This window comes from Thauera carbonicopians, from assembly GCF_025699485.1.
Classification (GTDB): Bacteria; Pseudomonadota; Gammaproteobacteria; order Burkholderiales; family Rhodocyclaceae; genus Thauera.
In genome coordinates this window covers 29,840-55,944 of sequence record NZ_JANUXN010000022.1, presented here as the reverse complement: position 1 = coordinate 55,944, position 26,105 = coordinate 29,840, and the positions used below count along the sequence as shown (strand labels likewise).

The window sequence follows — 26,105 nt, the reverse complement described above, 5'->3', positions numbered from 1 at the left end:
CAGGACGTGGCCGAGGACCTGGTGGTGCCGATCATGGATTTCCCGATCCGCATCGACCGCGATGCGCTGACGCTGGGTTATGCCGGCGTCTATGGCTCCTTCCTGCTGTTCGCCAAGCGCGCGGAGAAGAAGTACGGCGTGCCGGCGCGCGAGATCCTGGTCGAGATGGGGCGGCGCGGCATGGTCGGCGGGCAGGAGGACATGATCGAGGATACCGCACTGAATCTGGCGAGAACCCAGGGCAAGCTGCCCACAGCCGTCCGCGCTTGATCCCGCACGACACCAAAGGAGAGAGACTATGACAAGAATGAGGGCGGCCCGCCTGCACGAAATCGGCGGCAAGTTTTCCATCGACGAGATGCCCATCCCCAAACCGCGCGAGCATGACGTACTGGTGAAGGTGGAGGCCTGCGGCTTGATTCCCAACCTGCGCAACGTCGTGACGCATTTCCCCACTTGGTATCCCTTCCTGCCGCTGCCGGCGCTGCCCGCCATTTTCGGGCTGGACGCGGCCGGCACCGTGGCAGCCGTCGGTTCGGCGGTGAAGTCCTTCAAGCCGGGAGACCGGGTCTACGCGAACCCGGGCCTGTCCTGCGGCGAGTGCCGCTACTGCAAGCAGGGCGAATCCACCCGCTGCGAGGACTACACCTTTTCCGGCTATTTCGGCTTCGGCAAGGGATCGCAGACCCTGTTCGAGAAATACCCGTATGCAGGTTACGCCGAGTACATGACCACACCAGCCACCAACCTGGTGCGCCTGCCTGACAGCATTCCCGCTGCCCATGCAACGCGCTTCGGCTACCTGGGCACGGCCTACTCGGCCATCCGCAAGAGTGCCCTGCGGCCAGGGCAGAGCATCCTGATCCTCGGTGCAACCGGCACGCTGGGCGTGGGCGCGACCCTGCTGGCGCTGGCTTTCGGCGCTGCCCGCGTAGTGGTCGTGGCGCGCGACGCGGCCCTGCTGGGGCGGCTGGCGGCGCTCGATCCCAAGCGCGTGCTGCCGCTGCGCCTGGACGGACAGGGCATCGCGGCGCGCGTGCGCGACCTCGTGCCTGGCGGGGTGGATGCCATGCTCGACACGCTGGGCGCCAAGGCGCCGGCCGAACTGTCGGTGGATGCCATGCAGGGCGTCGCCCGCGGGGGGCGCATCGTGCAGATCGGCGGCGTTGCCGGCCCGATTCCCATCGACCCTCACCCCTTCATGTGCGCCCAATGGCAATACATCGGCTCCCTGTGGTTCTCCACGGCCGAGGGCGACGAGATGGCGAAGCTGATCGACGCGGGTCTGGTAGACCTCGGTGTGCTCGAAGCACGAGCCTATCCGCTGGAGCAACTCAACGAGGCATTGGAGATCGTCGAGACCCAGGCCAGCGGATTCACCAACTTCCACATCGTGCATCGATGAGCACGATCCGCATCGTCACCGGCCACGGCAGTGCCGGACAGTCCGACATTTTGCTGGAAGGCCCGCTGCTGGGTGGTGCCTTCGAGCACACCCCCGGCTTCGAGGTCGGCATCGCCTGGGGGACCACACCACAATCACATATCGAAGCACGTCCTGCCGACAGCGCCGCCGCGCTGGCCTCCGTGGTCCCCGCACAAGGCGGAACAGTGGCCATGCTGGTGACTTTTCCACCGGAGTCAGCCGGACACGGTGGCGACCCAGCAGCGGCCGTCGCCGAGATTGCCCGCCGCCTGCCGGGTCTGGCCGAATGCTTCGAGCCGGATGCGCCCGGCTTCCACCGCTCCGACACCATCGACTATGGCGTCGTGGTGGCTGGCGAAATCTGGCTGGAACTCGATGGCGGCGTGACCCGCTGCCTGCGCCAGGGCGACGTCATCGTACAGATCGGCACACGCCACGCCTGGCGCAACCGCAGCGGGCATCCGGCACGCGTGTTCTTCGTGCTGCTCGGCGCACAGCGCAGCTGAATGGCCGCTGGCGCAAGGCGGATCCGTCAGGCCGTCTTGCCGCCAGCGACAGGCCTGCCGCCGAGCAGGCCGCTGTCGCGGATCACGTCCAGCGAGCGCCGGACATGACGCCGGAGCACCATGGTGAGCGCATCAGCATCGCGGGCAAGGGCGAAGCGGAATATCTGCTCGTGTTCGGCATGGACTGCACCTGGGCGGGGGCCGTCGAGCGCCGACAGCCGCCGGTAACGTTCAGCCTGCAGATGCAAGCGTGCGCGCGCCTCGAGCAGCCGCGGCGAGCCACAGGCGCCGACCAGCGCTTCATGGAACTCGAAGTTGCGCCGCTCCCATTCCTCGTACACCTCGGGCGTGCGCGCAGCCAGCCTTTCCTCGGTCAACGAAAGCTTGTGGAAGGCGCTGACTAGGCGTGCCTCCCATTCGTCCTTGCCGTGGACGAGACTCTGGCTGGCCGCTTCCGCCTCGACCAAGGAACGCACATAGGAGAGGTCTTCGAGGTCGGCCAGCGACATCGGCGCCACCGAAAAGCCGCGCTGCCCCTGGGCGACCACCAGTGCGTCGGACACCAGCAGCGCGAGCGCCTCGCGCAAAGTGCTGGAACTCGCCGTATAGCGGGTCTTGAGATGTTCGATGCGCAGCCGCTCACCCGGAGGGTGGACGCCCAGGACGATGTCACGCCGAATCCTGCGATAGGCCGCTTCGATCAGGGTGGAAGGAGCATCGTCGGCAGCGGAGAAATCCGCAGCAAGTGAGGAGTTGAGTTGCATCGTCGGGAAAAGTGTTCATGGGACGGAAAATCATAGCACTGCAAAGGATGTTGACAGCCAACAAAATAAAAGACAATCTAATTAAAAAAATTCTTTCGTTAAAAATATCGATATTTTTAACGAAGCGGGCGCCACACCTACAGGAGCAGGAGAGATGAACCAGAGCAACCCGGAATTGGGCCACAGCATCGAGATCCGCGGCGTGCGCACCAACTATCACGACCTCGGCAAGGGTTTTCCGCTGCTGATGATTCACGGTTCGGGGCCAGGCGTCAGCGGCTTCGTCAACTGGCGCACGGTCATGCACCCGCTTGCCGAGGGGCGCCGTGTCCTGATTCCCGACATGGTCGGATTCGGCTTTACCGAACGGCGGCCGGGCCAGCGCTACGACGTCGACACCTGGGTCGAACAGGCCATCGGACTGCTCGACGCGCTCGACCTGCCGCAGGCCGACATCGTCGGCAACTCCTTCGGCGGCGCACTCGCGCTGAAGCTGGCGATCCGCCATCCGCATCGGGTACGGCGCATGGTGCTGATGGGCAGCGCGGGGCTCGATTTCCCGATCACCGACGGACTGGAAGCCGTGTGGGGATACGAACCCTCACCCGAAAACATGAAGCGCATCCTCGACATCTTCGCCTACGACCGCCGCCTGATCACCGACGACCTCGCCCGCCTGCGCTATGAGGCAAGCATCCAGCCTGGCTTCCAGGAAGCCTTCGCAGCCATGTTCCCGGCGCCACGCCAGCGCTGGGTGAAGGCACTCGCCAGCGCCGAGGACGAGATTCGATGCATTCCGCACGAAACCCTGCTGATCCACGGCCGCGAGGACCGCGTCATCCCGCTGCAGAGTTCGGTCACGCTGACCGGCCTGCTGCCGCGCGCGCAACTCCACGTGTTCGGCCGTTGCGGCCACTGGACGCAGATCGAACAGGCAGCCCGCTTCACCCGCCTGGTAGGCGATTTCCTCGGTGAGGCAGGCCTGGACGAACCCCTGCCTCTTGATCGAGCAGTGAGATAGGAGAACCAAGCATGACGAAGGACATCGAGGGACGCTGGGAGATCGTCTCCTGGCGGCAGGAATACGACGACGGCCGCTGCGTGTATCCGTTCGGCGAGAACCTGGAAGGCTTCATCGACTATGGACGCGGCACCGACACCATGTTCTGCGTAATCTCGCGCAAGCCACGCACGCCCTTCCGCAGCGGCGGCCAATGGGACGCCAGCGACGCCGACAAGGCCCGGGCCTACGACGAATACCTCACCTACGCCGGACGCTACAGCTACGACGGCGAGACGGTAACCCACCACATCGAGCTGTGCATATTCCCCAACTGGCAGGGCAGTGCGCAACGGCGGAAGGTGATACGCAAGAGCGCAGACGAGATCACGCTGGTCGCGCGCATCGAAGAGGGCACGCCCGAAGCGAGGACCGCGATCCTCGCTTGGCGGCGGGCAGGCAAGCAATAGCGGCATCAGGAGAAGAACACGATGGCACAAGTAAAACGTCTAGCCTATATCCAGATCGAGACGGAGGACGTCGAAGCATGGACTGCATTCGCGCGCGAGGTCCTCGCCTGCGAGGTGGCCGCAGGCAGCGGCGGGCGCGAAGCCTGGCTGCGGGTGGATGACCGGCCATGGCGCATCCATCTGAGCACCGGGCCACGCAACGACATCGTGGCGCTCGGCCTGGAGGCCGACTGCATCGAGGACGTCGAAGCCATCCATGCCCGCCTCGCCGCGGCCGGCCATGCGGTTCGGACAGGCGGCACGGAAGAATGTGCCGCACGCTGCGTTCAGGCGCTGCGCCATTTCGTGGATCCGGCCGGCCTCGCGGTGGAACTGAGCTGCGGCTCGCTGATGCGCCCCCAGACGCCTTTCCACGCCCCGGTGGCGCACGGCGGCTTCGTCACCGAGCAGCAGGGACTGGGGCATGTGATGCTGGTAGCCGAAAACGTCACCGAAACCCAGCGCTTCTACTGCGACCTGCTCGGCTTCACGGTCAGCGACTACGTGTCGACGCAGGATTACGGCGGCCGCCAGGGTAACTTCGTCTTCATGCGCTGCAACAGCAGGCACCACAGCGTGGCCATTGGCTACCTGCCGATCGGACGCCGGCTCGGCCATCTGATGCTGCAGGTACACGAATTCGACGACGTCGGCCGTGCACTCGACCGCGTGCGCCGGTACGGCGCGCCGCAGACGCGCGCACTGGGACGGCACATCAACGACCACATGTTCTCCTTCTACGTTCAAAGTCCGTCCGGCGCACAGATCGAGTATGGTTGGGGCGGCCTGGAAGTCGAGGAGGACGACAACGAGGTTCGGACCTACGACGTGACCAGCGCCTGGGGCCATCAGCACCTGAAAGTCTGACAATGCCGCGAAACCGGTGCACGGCCTGCCGGACCGTGCACCGCATGCCGCAGTCCGCAGCGAACGGACGCGGCGCGTACGAAATAAAACACTGAGGAGAGAGACATGGAAGGACATCAATGGATCGCGGGATGTCACGGCCAAGCCATGATGCCCAGCTTCGAGCGTTTCCACACACGGGACATCGAGGAAGCGCGGCGCTGGGGGACACGCGTATTCTGCGAGAATGAACTGCGCAGCATCGACGCACGCAAGCCGGTCGATGCCCGCATGGACTACCGCAAGCTCAGGGGCATCGGCATCGGCCGCATCAGCTATGGCGGCGAAGTGACGATAGACCCCGGCCAGCTCGACACTTTCTACCTGGTCCAGATGCCACTATGCGGAGGTGAACGCATCGAGAGCGCGGGCGAGCTCACCCTGTCCTCGCCGACCGTCGGCAGCGTGCTCAACGCGCATCGGCCGATCCGTATCCGCCATGGCGAACGCACCGAAAAGCTCATCGTGCGCGTGGACCGCGACCTGCTGGAGCAGCAGTGCAGCCAGCATCTCGGAGGGAGGCTTCGCGGCCGCATCGAATTCGACACCGCGATGCCTCTCGACACCCCCGAGGGCATGCGCTGGATGCGGACCATCGCCTGGCTGCTCGACGCCCTGCGCATGGACAACGACGGCCTCACCTCCACCCTGCTGACTGCGCAGATCGAGCAGATGATCGTAGCCATGCTGCTCGTCTGCCAGCCCAACAATCATTCGGCCATGCTGCGCGAAGACTGTCGCCCCCTCGCGCCTGCATTCGTGCGGCGTGCCGAAGAATTCATCGAGGCGCAAGCGCACGAGCCGATCACCATCGGCGACATGGCCGAACACGTTGGTGTCAGTACGCGTTCGCTCTACAACGGTTTCCGCAAGTACCGGCAGACCTCACCCATGCTTCATCTGAAGGAGATCCGGCTCCGGCGCGTGCGCGAGGATCTGCAGCGCGCCGAGCCCGGCCGCAGCACGGTGACGGCGGTGGCTTTCCGGTGGGGCTTCAACCATCTCGGCCACTTCACCACCGACTACAAGCGCCGCTTCGGCGAGAGCCCGTCGGAAACGCTGGCGCGCTGAGTCCGCCCGGATCCGGCACCGGACATCGCCCGGGGATCGGCCTGCCATGGCCGCCCCCGGGCTTTTTTCATTTCCATCCCGCACATCCTTCCAGTGCCGAATTTCGTGCACTGGCGGGATAAACCCCTCATGCATGGGAGCGCATGCCGGATCGACCATTCCTAAGATTGACCATGACGGATGCGGGGCAACACTGCGCCCCCTGACAAACACAGACATAGAGACCATGAACGATACCCATACCGTTACCCTGCGCTTTGCCGACGGGGTGAGCCGCGAAGTCGCGGTGATGGCCGATCAGACCGTGCTGGATGCAGCCCTGGAGGCAGGCATCCCCGTGCTGCACCAGTGCCGCAGCGGTAGCTGTTCGAGCTGCCTTGCCCGCCTGGCCGACGGCGACGCACCGATCAGACCGGGCGCAAGCTCCACGTTGATGCCTCACGAACTGGCCGCCGGCCAGCGCCTGCTGTGCATCACGCAACCCAGGGGCGACTGCACCTTCGACCTTGACTACGGCAGCGAGGAAGGCAGCCAGCCGGAAGTGGAAGTCCATGCCTTCGTCAACGCCATCGAGCCGGTGGCTTCCAACGTGGCAAAGCTGTCGCTGGAACTGGCCGAAGGCAACTGGCTTTCCTTCCGCCCCGGCCAGTTCGTGCAGATCGAGGTGCCGGGCGCCGAAGTGCTGCGCAGCTATTCGCCGGTGAGCACTGAATCCGATCTGCCCAACATCGAACTTCTGATCCGCCTGCTACCGCAGGGGGTGATGTCCACCTGGCTGACCTGTGGCGCCAAGCTCGACGACGTGGTGAGGATCAAGGGCCCCTACGGCGCCTTCTTCCTGCGGGAAAAGAAGCGCGTGCCCCACATCTTCGTGGCGGGTGGTACCGGCCTCGCGCCCGTGCTGGCGATGGTGGACCGCATCCACCAGCTCGGCGGCCGCAAGCCACCCATGCTGCTCGCCTTCGGCTGCGCCACGCCGGACCAGCTCTTCTATCTGGACGAACTGGAACTGCGCCGCCAGTGGCTGCCGACGCTGGAAACCCGCATCTGCGTGGACCGCGAAGCCACCGACGGGCTCATCTCCGGCAGCCCGGTGTCCACGCTCGCCGCCAATGACGTGACCGATCCCGAAACCGTCGCCTACTTGTGCGGCCCCCCGGGAATGATGGATGCCGCCACTGCGCGGCTGACCGAACTCGGCGTCAGGCCCGAGAACATCTTCGCCGAGCAGTTCGTCGCCAGCCACTGAACCCGGAACCCACGAGAAATGAGCGACTACACCCCCATCCCCACAGTCCGGAATCCCCTCTCCGCGCAGCAACTGGCGTGGTACGAGCAGGCCTGCGCGCGCATCGACGCTGGCCGCCTGCAGAAGCTGCTTTTTTCGATCACCGACATCCACAGTCCCACCGGCCTCGCCCGCGAGGCAAGCGAGTTCATGGCCGACCATCTCGGCAAGGTCGGCTTCAGTTCTCGCTACATGCCCATGACTGGGACCAGCGGCAACGTGCTCGCCGAACGCCGCGGCAGCGGCGGCGGGGCGGCGGTGATGCTGTATTCGCCCATCGACACCCACCTGGAACTGGACGATGAAGAGCGCCAATGGACCGGCAGCAAGGACGAGGCCGACATGCGGCCGCGCGCCCAGATCGTGGACGACTGGGTTTACGGCCTGGGTGCATCGAACCCGAAGGCCATGGTCGCCACGCTGACCGAGATCGCCTCCGCGCTGGTGGAATCGGGCGTGCCGCTGGTGGGTGACCTGCTGCTGGGCATGGGCGACGGCGGCATGCCGGTGGACATCTCCGCGCGCCAGCACTCGGGCATGTCCAATGGCGTGCTGCACCTGCTCAACCGCGGCGCGGCGGCGGACTTCGCCGTGGTGATGAAGCCGTGGAACTGGGTGTACCACGAGGAGCCGGGCATGGGCTGGTTCAAGCTGCGCGTGCACGGCACCCTGGGCTACGCGGGCGTGCCGCGCGGCACGCCGGGCTTCCGCAGCTCCGTCGTGCCGGCCGCCGATGTGATCCAGGAACTGGAAAAGTGGATCGTCGCCTACGCGGAGCGCAACACCTCCGGCGTGGTCGCGCCCCACGGCTGGATTTCCGGCATCCGCTCGGGCAATCCGGAGCGGCCGGCCTTCCCCTCGGCCATCACCGAAATCTTCTTCGACGTGCGCATCAGCCCGCGAACCTCGCCCGCGGACGTGAAGGCGCAGTTCGCCGCCTTCGTTGCCGACCTGCAGCAGCGCCGTCCCGATCTGGTGCTGGACTGGGAGATGTACGGCTCGGTGCCCGGCGGCACCACGGACGAGGCCAACTGGATCGTCCAGTCCGCCAAGCGCGGCTGGGAATTCATCGAAGGCCGCTCCCACGGCAAGCCCGACCTGCTCGGTGGCCAGACCGACGGCACCGCGCTGCGCCGCTACGGCGTACCCACCGTGCGCATCGGCTGGCCGTGGCCGGCCCAGGGCGCCACCGAGCCGGTGGCCGAAGGATTGGGCGGCATGGGCGCCACTTACATCCCGGACCTGCTGCCGTGCGCGAAGAAGATCATGTATGTGCTGATCGACACACTGACGCGCAAGCGCGAAGACATGGGCCTGTAAGGGGAGATCGCCATGAGTAAGAAAATCAGGATGATCTTCCCCGTGCCGATGAGCGAGGCGACCCGTCCCCTGGTGGAATCGCAATTGCCCCCGGGCGTGCGCCGGCCCGACATCGACGTGGAATTCGTCGGCGCTGGCCGCACGATGACACTGGCCGACAGCTACTACGACCTGGCCATCATGGAGATGGCAGTGATCGAGGCCGGCATGCGCGCGCAGGACGAGGGCTTCGACGCGGTGTGCATCAACACCGTCAGCGATTCCGGCCTCGCGGCGCTGCGGGCGCGGCTCTCCATCCCGGTGCTGGCGCCGGGGCAAAGCTCCTTCCACCTCGCGTCCATGCTGGGCCACCGCTTTTCCATCCTGACCATGTGGCCGCGCTGGTTCCCGCTGTACCGCAAGACGCTGAAGGAATACGGGCTGGAGTCGCGGCTGGCGTCCATCCGCTCCATCGACGTGCGGCCGGATACCGAAGCGCTGCTGACGGGCAAGGAGGAAGTCGTGTTCGCCAGGCTGGAAGCCGAGGCGCGCAAGGCCATCGAACAGGACGGTGCGGATGCCATCGTGCTCGGCTCCACCACCATGCACCAGTCCCACGCCTGGCTGGCCGAGCGCCTGCCGGTGCCGGTGCTCAACCCCGGCGTGGTCGCCTACAAGCTGTGCGAACTCTTCCTCGACCTGGGGCTGGCGCACAGCAAGGTCGCTTATCCCGCGCCCGAGACGATCAAGGATCAGGCTTTTTCATTTTGAGCGAGACAAGCCCCATGAATGAGACCGCACGGCCGCCCGAAGGGGGCGCTCATCCTCCCTCGGGGAGGATGTCGCGCAGCGACAGGAGGGTACAGTGAGCGAGCAAGACAAATTCCAAGTGGACGATGTCGAGGGCACGAGCCGCTACGTCACCGTCGATGGCGTGCGCCTGCATTATGTCGAAGTCGATGGCCCGGACGACGCGCCGCCGATCGTCTTCACCCACGGCGGCGGGCCGGGCAGCACCGGGTGGAGCAATTTCCGCCTCTCCGCCAAAGCCTTCTCGGCGAAGCATCGTTGCTATTTCCTGGATTTCGCCCAGTTCGGAAAGTCGGACATGGTGGTGGTCGATGGCCCCGTGTTCTCCTGGCATGCGAAGAAGCTGCTCGGCTTCCTGGACGCGCTGGGCATCGCCCTCGCCCATCTGGTGAACCAGAGCTTCGGCGGCTGCGTGGCCACCGCGCTGGCGGCGGAGCACGGCGAGCGCATCGGCCGCATGGTGATGATCGGCTCCCAGCCGGTGGGCCACGGCGTCATCGCGCCCATGCCGCTCACCACCAAGCACGCCCGCGACATCTTCCCCGGCTACTTCGGCGGCGGCGGCCCCAGCCCGGAGAAGATGCGCGCGCTGATCGCGCGGCTGGAGTTCCACGACGACGACAAGGTGGACGCGGAGAACGTGCGCCTGCGCTTTGAAGCCAGCATCAACCCCGCCTACCTCGAACTCATCAAGACGCCCGGCTTCTTCGGCCGGCCCGACGACCTCACCGCCCTGCTCCCCCGCGTGGCCGTCCCCACCATGATCTTCTGGGGCCTGCACGACTGGTTCGGCAGCATCGACGTGCCGATGCTGATGCTCAACCGCTTCGCCGACGCGCGCCTGCACGTGGTCGGCAACGCCGCCCACCACCTGCAGACCGAATGCCCGGACGAGTTCAACGCCGCGGCGCTCGCTTTCATCGGGGGCTACACGGCATGAACACCCCGCTGCATTACCTGGAAATCGCCGACCTGGCGCCGCTGCTGCGCACGGGCGAGGTGTCGCCGGTGGCACTCGCCCGGCACATGTTCGCCCGCATCTCCGAAGTGGATGGTGGTCTGCGCGCCTACGCCCGGCTGATGGAGGCCGAGGCGCTGGAAGCCGCCGCCCGGGCCGAGGCGGAGATCGCCGCCGGCCAGTACCGCGGGCCGCTGCATGGGGTGCCGGTGGCGGTGAAAGATCTGTTCTGGACCAAGGGCGTCGCCACCGCCGCCGGCACCACGGTCTTCGCCGGCTTCGTGCCTGACGAGGACGCCACGGTCGTGCACCGCCTGCGCGAAGCGGGCGCCATCGTCCTCGGCAAGCTGCAGATGACCGAAGGCGCCTTCGCCACGCCGCATCCGACCCTGCCGCCGCCGCTCAACCCGTGGGGCACGGATCACTGGACCGGCGCCTCGTCCAGCGGCTCCGGCGTCGCCACCGCCGCCGGCCTGTGTTTCGCCGCACTGGGCACGGACACGGGCGGCTCGATCCGCTTTCCGTCCGCGGCCAACGGCCTTTCCGGCCTGAAGCCCACGTGGGGCAGGGTGAGCCGCCACGGCGTATTCGAGTTGGCGGCCACGCTGGACCACGTCGGCCCCATGGCGCGCAGCGTGCGCGACGCGGCGCTGCTGTACGAAGCCATCGCCGGCCACGATCCGCTGGACCCGACCTCGCTGCTCGCGCCGGTGGAGCCCTGCGCCCACGGCAGCATCGCCGGCATGCGCATCGGTATCGACCGGGCCTGGAACGCCCACGGTTCGGACGCCGAAGTGCTGGCGGCGACTGAGGCGATGCTGAAGGTGCTCGCCGATCTGGGTGCGAAAATCGTGGACAGCCGCGTGCCCGACACCGCCTGGCACATCGCCGGCGAATGGGAAGTGCTGTGCGGCGTGCAGACCGCCGTCGCCCATGCGGCCACCTACCCCGGCCGCGCGGCGGACTACGGGCCGGCGCTGTCGCGGCTCATCGACGTGGGCCGTGCGACCGGCGGCATGCGCTACCAGCAGGCCATCCTCGACGCGCTCGCCTTCACCGGCCGCCTGGACGAGACGCTGGCCGGCGTGGATGCGCTGCTCGCCCCTGTCCAGCCCTTCGCCGCACCCACCTACGAAACGCTCGCCGCGCTGGCCGAATCGCCCGAGCTGAACCAGCAGCTCATCCAGTACACCGCGCCCATCAACGTCAGCGGCCATCCCGCACTGTCGCTGCCCTGCGGCACCACGGCCGCCGGCCTGCCCATCGGCTGCCAGTTGATCGGGGCCAAGGGCAGCGAAGCCACGCTGCTGCGCGCCGGCGCGGCGGTACAGGGCGTGACCGGCTGGCACAAGGCGCATCCGCCGCTCGATCGCTGATGCGGCGCCGAATCCACCAGGCCCCCGGACCGCCGCACCCCCTACAGGAGAACCATGGATGAATCCCAACCCCCAGAGCGCCGGCCCGACGCTGGCTGAAGCGACGGCACTGATCGCCGCCGGTGAACTGAGCTGTGAAGCGCTGATGCGCGACTGCATCGCCCGCGCCGAGGCCCACCCGGAACTGAACATCTTCATCACCCTCGACGCCGAACGGGCGCTCGCTGCGGCCCGCGCAGCCGACACGGCACGCGCCGCCGGCCACGTGCAGGGACTGCTCACCGGCCTGCCCATCGTGGTCAAGGACAACATCCACGCCGCCGGCCTGCCGGCCACAGCCGGCACGCCGGCGCTGGCCGACTTCGTGCCCCACAGTGACGCACCCACGCTGAGCCGGCTGAGGGAAGCCGGCGCCGTGGTGCTGGGAAAAACCAACATGCATGAACTCGCTTTCGGCGCCACAGGCTACAACCACGCCTTCCACCACCCGGGCAGCGTGGGCGTGCGCAACCCCTACGACGCCACCCGCATCGCCGGCGGCTCGTCCTCCGGCAGCGCCGCGGCGCTGGGCGCGCGCATGGCGCTGGGCGCACTGGGCACCGATACAGGCGGCTCCATGCGCATTCCATGCGCACTCAACGGCTGCGCGTCCCTGCGCCCGTCGTGGGGGCGATATTCCAGCGAGGGGGTCATCCCGATTGCCAACAGTCGCGACACCGTGGGCCCAATGGCCCTGTGCATGGCCGACGTGGCGCTGCTGGACGGTATCGTCACCGGTGAAGCTGCGCTGCACGCGGTAAGCCTGGAGACGCTGCGCCTTGGCGTGGCACCCGGCTTCTGGGCCAACCTGGACGAAGACACCCAGGCCCTCACTTCGGCCGCGGTGAAAAAGCTCGAAGCCGTCGGCGTGAACTTCATCGAAGTTCCGGAAGCACGGTTGCTGGAATTGAACGACCCCATCGGCTTTCCCATCGTCCTTTACGAAGCCTATGACGACATGGTCACCTGGCTGCGCGACCATGGGCCAGGCATTTCCATCGAAACGCTGTTCGATGGAATCACCAGTCCGGACGTGAAAAGCATCTATTGCGAATTCGTCCTCAAGCGCCAGACCCTCGGCTCGGGCGGCAAGCCCGTTCCGGCACGTCCGCTCTACGACGAAGCCGTTCTCCACGGCCGCCCCGCGCTGAAGGCACATTACCGCGAACTGTTCGCCCGCCACAGCCTGGATGCTTTCGTGTTCCCCACCACGCCCGTGGTCGCCCCCATCGCCCGACCCGAGATAAGCCTGCCGGAGAACTTCCGCCTCCTGATCCAGAATACCGAACCCTCGGCCAGCGCTGGCTTGCCCTCCATCCAGCTTCCCATCGGTCTCGGCCCCGCGACCGGCCTGCCCGTGGGCATGGAACTGGACGGCCCGGCCGGCACGGATCGCCGCCTGCTATCCATCGGCATGGCACTCGAGGCCGTACTGGGGCGAATTCCTTCCGCGCTGTGACAAAAGGCCGACGGCTCTTTTCGACCCGCCTCGCCACCCGGCAGGCGGGCTTTTGTGGTTTCAGGGAGACGAAGTCATGACAGATCTGGACGGCAAAGTGGTCATCGTTACCGGCGGCGGCAGTGGCATGGGACGCGATACCTCTCTGGCGCTAGGCCGCACGGGCGCCCGCGTGGTGCTTGGCGGCCGCCGCGCAGAGGAAGGCGAAGCCGTGGTCGCAGAGATACGTGCCGCAGGCGGGCAGGCGGCCTTCCGCATCACGGACGTTTCCCGCCCCGCCGACTGCGCTGCGCTGGTGCAATACACACTGGACACCTGGGGCCGGCTCGACGGCGCCTTCAACAACGCCGGCCTGCAAAGGGAGTTCTGCGACATCCACGACACGCCCGATGCCGATATCGGCGACGTGATCGACATCAACCTCAAGGGCGTGCTCTACATGATGAAGTACGAAGCCGCCGCGATGCTGGCGAGCGGCGGTGGCTCCATCGTGAACAACAGCTCCATCTTCGGCCTCAAGGCCATGCCGCACCTGGCGTACTACGTCGCCGCCAAGCACGGCATCGTCGGCGCCACCCGCGCTGCGGCGCTGGATTATGCTGCGCGCGGCATCCGCGTTAATGCGGTCTGCCCCGGCCCGATCAAAACCCCGAGCTACGACCGCGTGACCGGTGGCGACGACCACATGTACGACGACGGCGTGCCCATGCACCGCATCGGCAAACCAGCCGAAGTCAGTGCTGCAGTGTTGTGGCTGCTGTCGGGGGCATCGTCGTATGTGACCGGAGCGCTGCTGCCGGTCGACGGCGGGATGAGTGCGGCCTGAGGTACCGGGACGCAATCGTCGCAAGTCGAAGACGCAATGCCGGTTGCTCAGCGTGGATCGGCAGTGTCTTCAGGAGGACACGCCCCATGGGTGCGGAGTGCGGGCCTTCAGGGAGCAACAGCCCGCGCCACCGCAAAGCTGTCCTCGAACATGCGATAGCGGACGACCAGCCCGTTCTCGACTATCAGATCGAAGGCGAACTCCGTCTCCATCAACTTGCCGGTGCTTCTCGCCCGCGACGCCAGCGCACCCAGTACCACAGCGCGGCCGCCCTTCACCAGCACATCGCTGATTTCGAAGCGCTCAGCTGCAATCAGTTCTCGAATCTGGCTGAAGAATTCCGCAACGCCCTTTCTGCCATGCTTGCGGCCTATCCAGGGAACATTTTCCGTATCTCCAGCGATGAACCAATCCACATCCTCGCTGAATAAGGAAGCAATCTCGGCGGGAGTTGCACCTTGTCCAATCTTGCTCACCAGCCTGCGCACCGTGTCGTCGGTCATGAAAGGGCCTCGTTGAAATGAAAAAAGGGTATGGCGGAATGCCATACCCCACGAAGGATGCAAAGGCTCAGCGCCCCGCTGCCTGCAGCGTCTGCAGCGTGAAATCCTTGGCGCTCTTCCCCGGCGGATTGGTCTTCCATGTGGTGGAGTCCACCAGGGACACGGTGGCATGGTTGCGCTGGAAATCGATGACGGCGCCAGCGGCAGTGCGGATGTCGATGAAACCGTCCTCAGCCTTGGCCGGGTAGGAGTGGAATTCCATCATCTTCCAGAACTCGCCCTTGCGGTTGTAGGCCTCACCGTAATAAATGCGCGGATACTTGGTATCGACGTACAGCACCTTCTTGCTGTAAGGATGCTCGGAGGGCGTCGTGGCTTCGATGACGTAAACTTCGCGGGGCTCGTAGTCATTGTTGTTCATGTTCCAGAACGGGGCCTTGTCCTCCAGCACGGGGTATTTCTCTGCGAAACCCTTCCCGTCGCGCTTCCACAGCGGCGTCTTGCTGTTGGCCACGGCCAGCACCCAACGCTTGCCCAGCATCTTGTAACCGGCATACCAGCACGGACGAGCGTTGAAGACTTCCAGGTCATCCTGGAGCTGATCAGAGGAACCCACCGGATCCATCCACGCACCGCCGGAGAGGCGGCGCACTCGGCGCACTGCGGGAATGTAGGCCCACACGTCGGGCACCTTGGCGGAGTCGTACATGATGGTGAAGGTGCCCAACCCCTTCATGTCGGACGGAGCCTTGAAGAACAGGATCTGGCGGCCACGTTCGCTGCCGTCGCCTTCCACCGCGGCACCGCCGGAAAGGCGGCCCTTCATGGAGTAGCGAATGAATTCCGCCACCGGTTCGGCGTGCACGCCCTTGGCACCGTCGATCAATACCTGGGTGTAAAAAGGAGCATGGGCGAGATCACCGGTGAGCTGGCCCAGGTGCCAGTTCCAGACCACCTTTTCTGCGGCCTGGGGGTCGGCCATGTCGATATCCGGGAAAGGCAGGCCCGCTTCCCAACCGTCCACTTGGCAGCTTTCGCCATTGATCTTCGTCTTTCCTGCATTGGCCTGGGAAGCCTTGACCCACTTGGGATCGAGGGGGATCTCCCTGGACTTGGCAAGCGGAATCTGCATGCCGTTGTTGCGGATGCGCCACTCGATCTTCTCGGTGAGCAGGCTGGCGATGGTGTGGCCTTCGAAAGTGTCGTTCTTCACCTGATCGATGTTGGCGGCGGAGATGACGGTGCCGGCCGGCAGTTCGGCTGCATGGGCGAGGCCACAGGCGGCCACTGCGAGAGCAGCAGCGGTGAGGCGAAAGAGGGGGCGATTGATGGCGTTCATGGACTTGCTCCGGGGTCAGAAGAGATAGGTCAGGCTGGTGTAGAGCTGGTCGCGCTTGTGGAAGTAACCGAACATGGTGGTGCTGTCGCAGTTGTTGGCGTTGGGCGGGGCACACTTGCTGCCGTCGCGCCATTCGTCGTCCCAGAACTTGTCGTACTCCACCTTCCAGCGCCAATTCTTGGCCAGTTCGAAGGTCACCGAAGGCACGGCGAAACCGCCCTTGTTGGAGAGATCAGCGCCGACTACCAGTTCAGGCCGGATGCGACCGTTGTCATAGGACAGGCCCAGGATGCCGGTGAGCAGGAAGGAGTGCTCCTTCGCCTTGCCGCCCCAGCCCACGGAGTAGAGCAGGCGCTCGTCCTTGTCGTAATCCAGAATCCACTTGTCGAATAGCTGCACGGAGAAGAACGCCGGCTTTTCCGTACCCAGCAGGGACTGAGTGAACGCCAGGTTCTTGTCCATGCGCACCATCCACGCCAGCACATCCTTGTACTTGACCCCGTCGAAGCCCGGCGCAACGTTCTGGCTGGCGAATGAGCCCGGCGTCGCCGAGAAGTTGTAGGCAGCGTTCCTGACGTAGGCCACTTCGGCACTGAACACGGCATCGGCCAAATCCGAATAGCCACTGGCAGTGAACCCGAACACATCCACCTTCGGATAGATGATGTCGCCGAACAAGCCATTGGTATCGGCACGGCCTTCGGTTCTGACGTTGCTGAAACCGGGCATGCCATTGAACTTGCTGGTGCCATTCATGATGGCCGCAGGCCAGTAGGTCTTCAGGTAGGACACCGAATAATTGATGTCGCCCGCCATGCCGCTCCAACGGATGCCGCCGGTCACGTCGCGCACGTCGCCCTTGTTGTTCTCGAAGTCGTAAGGGTCGATGTTGCGGAAATCCACCCCCGCCCAGGGCTGGCTGGACCAGCGTCCCCCGTAGATCTCCAATTCGGTGCCGATGTCGCTTTTGCGGTCCCAGCCCGGACGGATGAACATCTCGATGCCGCCTTCCAGTTCGGGCACGTCGATGTTCACCTTGGCCATGATGTTGGCCTTGCGCAGCTCCTCGTTGGCCGGCTCCAGGAAGGAGCGCCACGTCCAGTCGAAGCCGTGCACCAGGTCATTGGCAGCGAAGAAGTCAGTCTCGCCCCAGGCGATCTGCTGCTTGCCCAGGCGCACGCGGGTGCGCTCGCCCAGCGGGAAGTCCACGTACAACTCGCGAATCACGTCGCTGATCCGATTGCGGTTGTACAGCGCCATGATGTCGCCATCACGGTAGTTGTGCGCGCCCATTTTTTCCAGATGGCGCAGAAAGGACGTTTTCACCTCGCCCACGGCGCGCAGCTTGGCAACCACGGAAACGTCTTCCGTGGCCTTCCAGTCGAGGTTGAGACGGGCGGTGGTGCGCGCCATGGACAGTTTGCCGCCGTCGTCGTAGTCGGGTGTGTCTTCCCAGTTGCGCATGTTCCAGGAAAGTTCCTGACGCAGGTAGCCATCGACCTTCAGGCTGCCATCGCCCTCGGCGTGCAGCGGCATGGCCGAGCACGCAAGGCCAACGGCTACGGTAGCGCCGAACCAGGTACGGCAGCATTCCGACTTGCAGTTTCTCTTTTTCATGCTAGTTCTCTCCAGGGGGTCGTTCGGGGGTTCAGGCGCCGGCGACGGAACGCAGGCCGGCGAGCACAGGGCGGTCGTGATGGTTCCTGCTGCCGAAGATGAAAACGGGGCGGAACACGTAGATGATGGAAGGCATGACGAAGAGGGCCGACGCCGCAGAAACGGCCAGCCAGATCGCCATCAGCAGACCCATTTCCGCCTGGAAACGCAGAGAAGATGCCCACCACAGCAGGGTGCTGAAAATGAGTACGCCAGCAGTGACCAATACCCCCATGCCGGCCGAATGCATGGCCTCGTGAATGGCCTTTTCGGGCGAACTTCCGGCGGCAATCTCTTCCTTGATGCGGTCGGCCACGTAGAAGGCGTAATCCACGCCCAGGCCGATGCCCAGCGCGGCGACCGGCACGGTGTTGATGTTCATGCCGATGCCTTTCCAGGCCATGAAGCTGAAGGTGAGCGTGTTGGAGATGATGACCGGCACCATGAACAGCATCCCGGCCACTGTGGAGCGGTAAACCACGGTGCAGATCACCACCAGCACGAAGAGCGCAAGCGCGATGTGTTCGATCTGGCTGGACAGGATCACTTCGTTGACCGCCGCCATCACGCCGATCAGGCCGCCGGCGAGCTGCCACTGCCCTTCGGAGAGAGGGTGCTGCTCGATGAACTCCTTGATGCGTGCCACCGCGGTTCGGATGGTTTCGCCCTGGCGGTCTCGGAACATCATGGTGATGGCGCCGTTGGCGTAGGCGGTGTCGGTGAAACGGTCCATGTCGCCCGGTTCGGATACGGAATCCAGAATGGCCATCAAGCTGCCATTCACCGCCTGGCTGTCGCCCAGTTCCAGGTAGCGCGGGTTGCCCTCCCGCAGTGTGCTGTTGACCACCGGAATCACGTCCGCGATGGAGATCGAACCGCCCACTTCCGGCTGGGCCTCGATGAAGCGCTGGAAACCATTCATGGCTTGCAGCACCTCGTTGGACTTCACCAGACCTTCGTTGCCGTCCTCTCCGACGACAATGAACATGCGGTCCACACCCTGGAAGCGTTGGTTGATGGCCGCGGAATCCAGGTTGTAAGCGGATTCCGGCCACAGGATTGGCGAGCCCGGGTTGGCATCGCCGATCTTGAGATTGAAGGCGTAGAGGCCGGAGATGGCCATCACCACTGCACTGCAGCCGATGACCGCATAACGGAAGCGCGAGGTTGCCATCCACACGCCCAGATCCAGGAACTTCCTCAGCAGCAGAGCACAGTCGATGGGGTGTACCGTGCCGTGGGGTTTGCGGATGTACGAGAGCAGTACCGGGGTGAGGATCACCGCGCTGATGGTCAGCGTGGACACCCACACCACCGACAGCAGTGTCAGTTTCTGCAGCATGGGGATTGGCGACAGTGCCACCACCGCCATGCAGGCCGCATCCGCGACGACGCCCAGCATGCCGGGGCGGAACAGGTCGGCCAGCGCCACTTTGGCGGCGAATCGGGCGCAGTCCGCGTCGGGCGGAATCACAGCCAGTTCATCGTCGAAGCGATTGACGATCTGCACCGAGTGGGACACCGCACGGGAAGTGATCAGCATCGCCACCACGATCACCAGCGGCTCGAAATGCACACCCAGGATGCGGCAGATACCCAGCGCCCAGATCGCGCTGACCACGCCCGCCAGCAGCGGCAGCAGCACGCCGCGCCAGGTGCGCAGCAGCACGAAGAGCATCGCCAGGGTCAGGCCCATGGCAGCAGCGACCAGATGGATGGTCTCCGGCACATAGTGGTTCACCCAGCCATACAGCATGGGATCGCCCACCACACGGATGTTCACCGAACCATCGTCGACGCTGGCTACCAAGCCGCGGATCTCGGCGAATACCTTGGCGTAGTCCACCTCCCGGTCGATGAAGTCCACGGTGATCAACGTAGACTGCAGGTCCTTGGAAACATAGAGACCGTACACCAACGGGTTACGCAGCACCGATTCACGCAGCAAGGCCATTTCTGCTGCATTGGTGGGCAGATCCGGCCACATCAGCGGCCTGGTCTCGATGCCGTCGGTGGACGCGCGCACTTCCTTGAGCTTCTTGGACGCCAGCGAGGTGATCTGGTACGGGTTTACCGCCGACACTTCGCGCAGTCCGAGGGTAATCGTGCGCACCTTGTCGAGCACCGCGGCAGAGAAGATGTCACCCTGTTCCACCTCGACCATGATCGTGATCATGTTCGAGCCGCCGAAAGTATCCTTGAATTTCTGGTGAGTCTGGATGTACTCATGCTTGGTGGGCAGCATGTCCTCAAATACGGTGCGCACCTCGACGTGGAGCGCGAACCAGGACAGGAACAGCGTCGCCGCGGCAAGCGCGCCGACAACCAAGTTGCGTTTGCGGATACAGAACTCCGCGATGCGTTCGATCATTTCTGTGCTCTCTGATTGGGGATGATTCGGAGCGCTGCTGTGGGCTCAGTAGCCGAGCGGTGCCCAGATCTGACCGTCCCAGCGGCCGACGTTGGCGCCGGCGAACCAGGCGCGGCCATCGACCGGCAGTACGCGCGTGTGCCAGGACAGATCACGTTCGTCCAGGCGCCCGCTCTGCCAGCGCTGGCCTTCGGCATCGGCAGCGATCCAGCGGCCCAGTGCGCCAGCACCGATCCAGCGTGCGTTCGCAGCGTCCCAACTCACGTCGAATAGGTGAACATGGATGTCCGTCTCCACCTGGGTCCAGCTGAGGCCGCCGTCCCGCGTGGTCAGCACGACGCCCTCCAAGCCCACCGCCACGCCGTGCTGGCCGTCGCGAAAGGCCACTGCCATCAGGGAACTTGCCACCGGGGATGAGAGCTCAGCCCAGGTGGCACCGCCGTCCTCGCTGACCAGAATGCGGCCGAACTCGCCGACGACGACCATGCGTGCCTCGCCGATCAGCGCCACGTCATTCCAGGCCAAATCCTCCTCATCGCGGATGCGCATCCAGGTGCCGCCAAAGTCGTGGCTCATCAGCAACGCGCCCATCTCACCGGTGGCCACGGCGATGCCTCCGGGGGCGGTGCGGACCCGCGCAAGCTTGTTGGCGATCTCGGAGCGGGGCACGTCGGCCACTTGCGACCAGGTCGTGCCGCCATCGGCGGACACCAGGATCACACCGGCATTGCCCACCGCCACCACGCGCACGCCGTCCCAGGTCGCCACATCCTGCAGGGTCTCGCCAGTGGGTGTCGGAGCGCGCGTGATATCTTCCGCAGACGGATCGATGCGCAGGATCTTCCCGCCCGAACCCGCTGCCAGCAGCATGCCGTTCGCGGCGACGAGGCCGTAATAGTGATCACGCCGCTCCAGCACTGGCGGCTGCAGGCTGGCACCTACTGGCTGCGGCTTGACGAACAGGCCCGCCCACAACAGACCGGCAATGGTCAACCACGGCAGTGCGGACACCACGCAGCCACCGACTGTCCAGTTACGGCGGCGGCCCTTGCCTGGCGCGGCTGACAGGCTCGCGGAGGCGGGCGGAGAAAAAGAGGTAATCTGTTCGGGGATGCGGTCCATGGCTGCTCTGTCGGGTCGGGGCTGGCTCGCAAGAGCCGTAGAGGTTTCTAGTGGCCTCTACGCTAGAGGCTCCCTCCCCCCCGGGGCTATCCGCTGAACGCAGCCCTTATCCGCTGGGTGCACGTGAATCCGCACAGTACGGACAGGCTCTGACCAAGGTCTGATGGCCGCAAGATCGGACATCCCTTCTCTTCAGCCTCGGCAAGGCACTTTCAAGCCTGTCGCCCCCGCTTGCCGCTTGTTGATCACCCCCCTGCTTGTGTAAGCTTGCGGCCGGGTGTCCGTGCCGCAACTCCGCCGCCGGGCAGGTTTTCGTGATGGTCGGGCCGCCTCACGGAGCACCCGTGCGCCCATGAACCGACACCTCGCCCTGCAGCCGCAGCAAGCTGCCCGCCCATCCTCCGACGCTGCGGATCACCGTCTCCTTCGCCTGCGCACCCGCCGCAGCCCGCCACGTGCGCCTCCACTGACCAACGGCTTCCACCCCGGCCCGTCTACCGTGGCCGCAACACCCCATCCCCACCCCTTTTCCGGTGAAGCCGCATGAATCCAACAACAATCCAGGTGATCGGCGCGATCCTGTTCGCCATCGCCATCATCCACACCTTCTCCACCAAATTCTTCGAGCACCTGGCCCACACCCGGCCGGCCCACGCGGGGCTGTGGCACCTGCTGGGCGAGGTCGAAGCGGTATTCGGCTTCTGGGCCATCGTACTGGTGGTGTTCATGGGCTTCGCCACCGGCCTGGACAGCGCGGTCGAGTATCTGGACACGCGCAACTACACCGAGCCGATGTTCGTGTTCGCGATCATGGTGGTGGCGGCGAGCAAGCCGGTGATGCAGTTCGCCTCGGCCACGGTGCGCATGATCGCCCGCACCGTGCCGCTGCCGGAATCGGTCGCGACCTATTTCACCATCGTCGCCGCCGTGCCGCTGCTCGGCTCCTTCATCACCGAGCCGGCGGCGATGACGCTGGCGGCGATGATGCTGCGCGAGCGCTACTACAGCCGGGGCATCTCCCGCCACCTGATGTACGTGACCATCGGCGCGCTGTTCGTCAACGTGTCGATCGGCGGCACGCTGACCAACTTCGCCGCGCCGCCGGTCCTGATGGTGGCCTCGACCTGGGGCTGGGACTCGCTCTACATGCTGTCGCACTTCGGCTGGAAGTCGGCGCTCGCCGTGACCATCAATGCCGCCGCGGCGACGCTGATCTTCTACCGCGAACTGAATGCACTGCCGCTGGAAACCGAGGAGCGCACGGATGAAGTGCCGATGACGATGGTCGGCATCCACCTCTTCCTGCTGTTCCTGATCGTCGCCTTCGTCCACCATCCGCCGATCTTCCTCGGCGTGTTCCTGCTGTTCATGGGCCTGGCGACGGCCTATCCGCGCTTCCAGGAACGCCTGATCCTGCGCGAAGGGCTGATGGTGGCCTTCTTCCTCGCCGGCCTGGTGGTGCTCGGCGGCCAGCAGGCGTGGTGGCTGCAGCCCCTGCTGACGAAGATGGATGCGACCACGGTGTATTTCGGCGCCACCGCGCTGACCGCCGTCACCGACAACGCCGCGCTGACCTACCTGGCTTCGCTGGTCGAGGGCCTGAGCGACGAATTCAAGCACGCCATCGTCGCCGGCGCGGTGACCGGCGGCGGCCTCACGGTGATCGCCAACGCGCCCAATCCGGCGGGCATGTCGATCCTGCGCCGCGACTTCAACCAGGGCGTGGTCAACCCGCTCGGCCTGTTCGTTGCCGCGCTGCCGCCGACCCTGGTCGCGATCCTGGCTTTCCGCGTGCTGTAAGCACCGGCCCGTGGCACGCTGCCGGAATCGGGCAGCGCGCCACGGGCCGGCCGAGGCTCAGAAGATCGTCATCAGCCTCAGATTGACGCGCAGGTTTTCGCGGACACCCTGATCCACCGACAGATCCCGCCCTATGTGGCCCATCAGTTGCCAGTTCGGCGCCAGGAAGTGGGATGCGCCGATCATCATCCGCGTGCGGCGCTGGCGATCGTCCTGATCCACGCGATCGATCTCCGTTTCGCCGCCTTCGACCCGGAACAGGCTGGCACTGAGCGTGGTGGCCGGCGACAGGTGGTAGCGCAGATGGGTCTGCAGTTCCCAAACCTGCTTCTGGCTCATGGTCTGCCTGTTCTCGCCGAAGCGCTTGTTGTCGCCGTGGAACTGCACGTCGCCGACCACATCCAGCGTGAACTTGTCGCCCAGCGGCAGCACCCCTGCTGCCTGCAGCGTGAACTTCCAGCGGTTTTCGCCGAAGGGGTTCAGCGTGCGGTGGCGGTCGTACTGCCCGGTGGGTAGCGTCAGGTAGGGCATGATGCCGAACACGCGGCGCTGCTCGTCCCTGTACAGGAAGATGCCGCTGCCCAGGATCACGTCGCCCACACCGTTGCGCACGGTCGCACCGCCGAGGTCGCCACCGGTATTGACCGAGCCGAACGGCAGGATGATCTGCGGCGTCATCGTGATGCCGCCGAGCTCGACGAACCTGACCAGCCTCAGCATGCCCACCTGGGCGCGCAGGCTGGCATCGCTCGAAACCTTGTCGCCGCCGGCATACAGCTTGTCCCCCTTGCTGTACTGGTAGTACATCAGCCCCAGGGTGGTGCCCGGCGGCGCGTGGTCGTAATCGCCCGGATCGACGCTTATCGCCGCAGCCTGTTGCGCAGTCGCTGCGAGCAGCGTGGCGCCGAGCCAGACCGTGATGCGACTGCCGCGCCGGCGCTTCGCCGGCACGGCGGAAGCCTGCCCGACACGTTTCTCGGTCTCGGTGGAAATGCCGGGCATGAGCCCGGATGCGTCTCTTTCGATCATCTGTTTGTCTCCTTCGGTGGGGCCGCGCATTCGATTCGATGCGCTGTCGCGCCCGATGGCGAATCCTCCGGAAATGGCCGCAGCCAGGTGCGCCATTTCCACGAGGCGTCTTTCTCGAAGCGGATTTCTTTTTGCTTTCGACAGCCACGGAACGTGGCCGGAAAAAACTTTAACTTGGATCAAAGACATTTCGCCTCAGGCTCATTGCGGTTTCACCGGTTTGTTCAAAACATTGCCAAGAACCGACAAGATGCCCGGAGCGATACGCCTATAGATTCTCTTCCGGCATGAAACGAAACGCGTCCATCGAGGCGCGGCAGCGTGCTACCGCGTGATCTCCGATCATCGGGAAACCCTTAGCAATGGAAGTGAAGGAGACAAAAATGAGTACTGCACAGGTACAAGGCAACAGCGCCGGAAACCAGGCGGCAGCCAGGCATTTCGACGCCATCGTCATCGGCGCGGGCGTGGCCGGGCTCTATCAATTGCATCGCCTGCGGGAAATGGGCATGAATGTGCGTGCCTATGAAACTGCCAGCAACGTCGGCGGAACCTGGTATTGGAACCGTTATCCGGGCGCCCGCTTCGATTCCCAGGCGGAGATTTACCAATACTGGTTCTCCGAGGAATTGTACAAATCGTGGCAGCCTTCCGAACGCTTCCCCGCCCAGGAAGAAACGGAGCGCTGGCTCAATTACGTCGCCGACAAGCTCGATCTGAGAAAGGACATCCAGTTCAATACCCGGATCGCCTCGGCCCATTACGACGAAGCGCAGGACATCTGGCGCATCACCACCGCGGACGGCGAACAGGTGACGACCCAGTACCTGGTCGCCTGCTGCGGCATGCTGTCGGCGCCGATCACCGAACGCTTCCCCGGCCAGTCCAGCTTCAAGGGCGAGCTCTACATCACCGGCCTGTGGCCCAAGGAGCCGGTGGATCTGAAAGGCAAGCGCGTTGCCGTGGTCGGCACCGGCGCCACCGGCATCCAGGTGATCCAGACGATCGCCCCCATCGTCGGTTCGATGAAGATCTTCGCCCGCACGCCGCAATACGTCGTGCCGATGAAGAACCCCAAGTACACCGCGGTGGACTGGGAAAAATGGGGCTCCCGCTTCCACGAGCTCAAGCAGCGCGTGCGCAGCACCTTCGCCGGCTTCGACTACGACTTCGACAAGGGTTCGTGGGCCGAGAACACGCCGGAGCAGCGCACCGCCGTCATGGAGGCGCTGTGGGAGGATGGCTCGCTGGCGCCGTGGCTGGCCGGTTTCCCGGAAATGTTCTTCGACGAGGAAATCAGCGAAGTGGTGTCCGAATTCGTCCGCGGCAAGATGCGCGAGCGCCTGAAGAGCCGCCCCGACCTGTGGGACCTGCTGATTCCGCAGGACTACGGCTTCGGCACCCATCGCGTGCCGCTGGAAACCAAGTACCTCGAGGTCTATCTCCAGCCCAACGTCGAAGCGGTGGATTGCCGCAAGACGCCGATCGAGCGGGTCGTGCCGGAAGGTTTCCAGACCTCCGACGGCAAGGTGCACGAAGTCGATGTGATCATCCTGGCGGTCGGCTTCGACGCCGGTTCGGGCGCGCTGAGCCGCATCGACATCCGCGGCCGCGGCAAGCGTTCGCTGAAGGAGCAGTGGAGCAAGGAAATCCGCACCGCGATGGGCCTGCAGGTCCACGGCTACCCCAACCTGTTCACCACCGGCGCGCCGCTAGCGCCGTCCGCCGCGCTGTGCAACATGCCCACCTGCCTGCAGCAGCAGGTCAATTGGATCACCGACTGCATCGCCTATGCCCGCCAGAACGGCAAGAAGGTGGTGGAAGCCACGCAGGAATTCGAGGACGAATGGGTCAGGCACCACGACGAAGTGGCCAACGCCACGCTGCTGACCAAGACCGACTCGTGGTACATGGGCTCCAACGTCGAAGGCAAGCCGCGCCGGCTGCTCTCCTACGTCGGCGGCGCGGGCACCTACCACAACAAGTGCGACGAGCTGGCTCGCCAGGGCTACCCCGGTTTCGCGATGAACTGACCGGACCGGAGAAAC

23 protein-coding genes are annotated in these 26,105 nt (G+C 65.0%); 16 read left to right on the top strand and 7 right to left on the bottom strand.

Features of this window, described 5'->3' with window-relative positions; genetic code table 11:
- From NX068_RS19025 to NX068_RS19015, 3 genes are all read left to right on the top strand, one after another.
- On the top strand, window positions 1-270 hold a 270-nt coding region (locus NX068_RS19025), incomplete at its 5' end, for a 4-hydroxy-2-oxovalerate aldolase family protein (RefSeq protein WP_500862651.1).
- 28 nt (window positions 271-298) lie between these two features.
- Window positions 299-1,405: an alcohol dehydrogenase catalytic domain-containing protein gene (locus tag NX068_RS19020; protein ID WP_263462788.1), complete on the top strand. Its 1,107-nt coding sequence runs from the start codon at window positions 299-301 to the stop codon at window positions 1,403-1,405.
- Complete coding sequence (locus tag NX068_RS19015; protein WP_263462787.1) at window positions 1,402-1,932, top strand: cupin domain-containing protein; 531 nt, start codon at window positions 1,402-1,404, stop codon at window positions 1,930-1,932. The genes NX068_RS19020 and NX068_RS19015 overlap by 4 nt, the downstream gene beginning before the upstream one ends.
- 26 nt (window positions 1,933-1,958) lie before the next feature.
- Here NX068_RS19015 and NX068_RS19010 read toward each other — a convergent pair whose 3' ends face one another.
- Complete coding sequence (locus NX068_RS19010) at window positions 1,959-2,696, bottom strand: GntR family transcriptional regulator (protein ID WP_263462786.1); 738 nt, start codon at window positions 2,694-2,696, stop codon at window positions 1,959-1,961.
- A 154-nt stretch (window positions 2,697-2,850) separates the two neighbouring features.
- On the opposite strand from NX068_RS19010, the gene NX068_RS19005 reads away from it, so the two are divergent.
- From NX068_RS19005 to NX068_RS18955, 11 genes are all read left to right on the top strand, one after another.
- Window positions 2,851-3,717, top strand: coding sequence for an alpha/beta fold hydrolase (locus tag NX068_RS19005; RefSeq protein ID WP_263462785.1), 867 nt, complete (start codon window positions 2,851-2,853; stop codon window positions 3,715-3,717).
- Between the two features lie 11 nt (window positions 3,718-3,728).
- On the top strand, window positions 3,729-4,166 hold the full coding sequence (locus tag NX068_RS19000; protein WP_263462784.1) for a lipocalin-like domain-containing protein: 438 nt from the start codon (window positions 3,729-3,731) through the stop codon (window positions 4,164-4,166).
- 21 nt (window positions 4,167-4,187) lie between these two features.
- Entirely contained in the window at window positions 4,188-5,072 is an 885-nt protein-coding gene (locus tag NX068_RS18995; RefSeq protein ID WP_263462783.1) for a VOC family protein, read from the top strand.
- A 105-nt stretch (window positions 5,073-5,177) separates the two neighbouring features.
- Window positions 5,178-6,182, top strand: a complete 1,005-nt coding sequence (locus tag NX068_RS18990; protein ID WP_263462782.1) for an AraC family transcriptional regulator — start codon at window positions 5,178-5,180, stop codon at window positions 6,180-6,182.
- Window positions 6,183-6,408: 226 nt separating this feature from the next.
- On the top strand, window positions 6,409-7,431 hold the full coding sequence (locus NX068_RS18985) for an FAD-binding oxidoreductase (protein ID WP_263462781.1): 1,023 nt from the start codon (window positions 6,409-6,411) through the stop codon (window positions 7,429-7,431).
- A gap of 18 nt (window positions 7,432-7,449) precedes the next feature.
- A complete protein-coding gene (locus NX068_RS18980; protein ID WP_263462780.1) occupies window positions 7,450-8,790 on the top strand; it encodes a M20 family metallopeptidase in 1,341 nt (446 codons plus the stop codon).
- 12 nt (window positions 8,791-8,802) lie between these two features.
- Entirely contained in the window at window positions 8,803-9,540 is a 738-nt protein-coding gene (locus tag NX068_RS18975) for an aspartate/glutamate racemase family protein (RefSeq protein ID WP_263462779.1), read from the top strand.
- A 94-nt stretch (window positions 9,541-9,634) separates the two neighbouring features.
- Complete coding sequence (locus NX068_RS18970) at window positions 9,635-10,519, top strand: alpha/beta fold hydrolase (protein ID WP_263462778.1); 885 nt, start codon at window positions 9,635-9,637, stop codon at window positions 10,517-10,519.
- Entirely contained in the window at window positions 10,516-11,913 is a 1,398-nt protein-coding gene (locus NX068_RS18965; RefSeq protein WP_263462777.1) for an amidase, read from the top strand. The genes NX068_RS18970 and NX068_RS18965 overlap by 4 nt, the downstream gene beginning before the upstream one ends.
- 58 nt (window positions 11,914-11,971) lie before the next feature.
- Entirely contained in the window at window positions 11,972-13,411 is a 1,440-nt protein-coding gene (gene iaaH / locus NX068_RS18960) for an indoleacetamide hydrolase (RefSeq protein ID WP_263462776.1), read from the top strand.
- A 76-nt stretch (window positions 13,412-13,487) separates the two neighbouring features.
- Complete coding sequence (locus NX068_RS18955) at window positions 13,488-14,237, top strand: SDR family NAD(P)-dependent oxidoreductase (protein ID WP_263462775.1); 750 nt, start codon at window positions 13,488-13,490, stop codon at window positions 14,235-14,237.
- A gap of 107 nt (window positions 14,238-14,344) precedes the next feature.
- On the opposite strand, the gene NX068_RS18950 is transcribed toward NX068_RS18955, so the two are convergent.
- The 5 genes from NX068_RS18950 to NX068_RS18930 form a co-directional block, all read right to left on the bottom strand.
- Window positions 14,345-14,740, bottom strand: coding sequence for a nuclear transport factor 2 family protein (locus NX068_RS18950; RefSeq protein WP_263462774.1), 396 nt, complete (start codon window positions 14,738-14,740; stop codon window positions 14,345-14,347).
- 67 nt (window positions 14,741-14,807) lie between these two features.
- Window positions 14,808-16,079: a DUF1329 domain-containing protein gene (locus NX068_RS18945; protein WP_263462773.1), complete on the bottom strand. Its 1,272-nt coding sequence runs from the start codon at window positions 16,077-16,079 to the stop codon at window positions 14,808-14,810.
- 15 nt (window positions 16,080-16,094) lie between these two features.
- Window positions 16,095-17,696, bottom strand: a complete 1,602-nt coding sequence (locus NX068_RS18940; RefSeq protein WP_263462772.1) for a DUF1302 family protein — start codon at window positions 17,694-17,696, stop codon at window positions 16,095-16,097.
- A gap of 31 nt (window positions 17,697-17,727) precedes the next feature.
- A complete protein-coding gene (locus NX068_RS18935) occupies window positions 17,728-20,106 on the bottom strand; it encodes an efflux RND transporter permease subunit (RefSeq protein ID WP_263462771.1) in 2,379 nt (792 codons plus the stop codon).
- 45 nt (window positions 20,107-20,151) lie between these two features.
- The gene (locus tag NX068_RS18930; RefSeq protein WP_263462770.1) at window positions 20,152-21,228 is read right to left on the bottom strand and encodes a WD40/YVTN/BNR-like repeat-containing protein; all 1,077 of its coding nucleotides are present in this window, start codon (window positions 21,226-21,228) and stop codon (window positions 20,152-20,154) included.
- Between the two features lie 543 nt (window positions 21,229-21,771).
- Here NX068_RS18930 and NX068_RS18925 point away from each other — a divergent pair.
- A complete protein-coding gene (locus NX068_RS18925) occupies window positions 21,772-23,028 on the top strand; it encodes a putative Na+/H+ antiporter (RefSeq protein WP_263462769.1) in 1,257 nt (418 codons plus the stop codon).
- Between the two features lie 57 nt (window positions 23,029-23,085).
- Here the strand turns inward: NX068_RS18925 and NX068_RS18920 are convergent, their stop codons facing one another.
- A complete protein-coding gene (locus tag NX068_RS18920) occupies window positions 23,086-24,057 on the bottom strand; it encodes a transporter (protein ID WP_263462768.1) in 972 nt (323 codons plus the stop codon).
- A 383-nt stretch (window positions 24,058-24,440) separates the two neighbouring features.
- Here NX068_RS18920 and NX068_RS18915 point away from each other — a divergent pair, with 383 nt between their 5' ends.
- Window positions 24,441-26,090, top strand: coding sequence for a flavin-containing monooxygenase (locus tag NX068_RS18915; RefSeq protein ID WP_263462767.1), 1,650 nt, complete (start codon window positions 24,441-24,443; stop codon window positions 26,088-26,090).
- Window positions 26,091-26,105 lie beyond the last annotated feature (15 nt).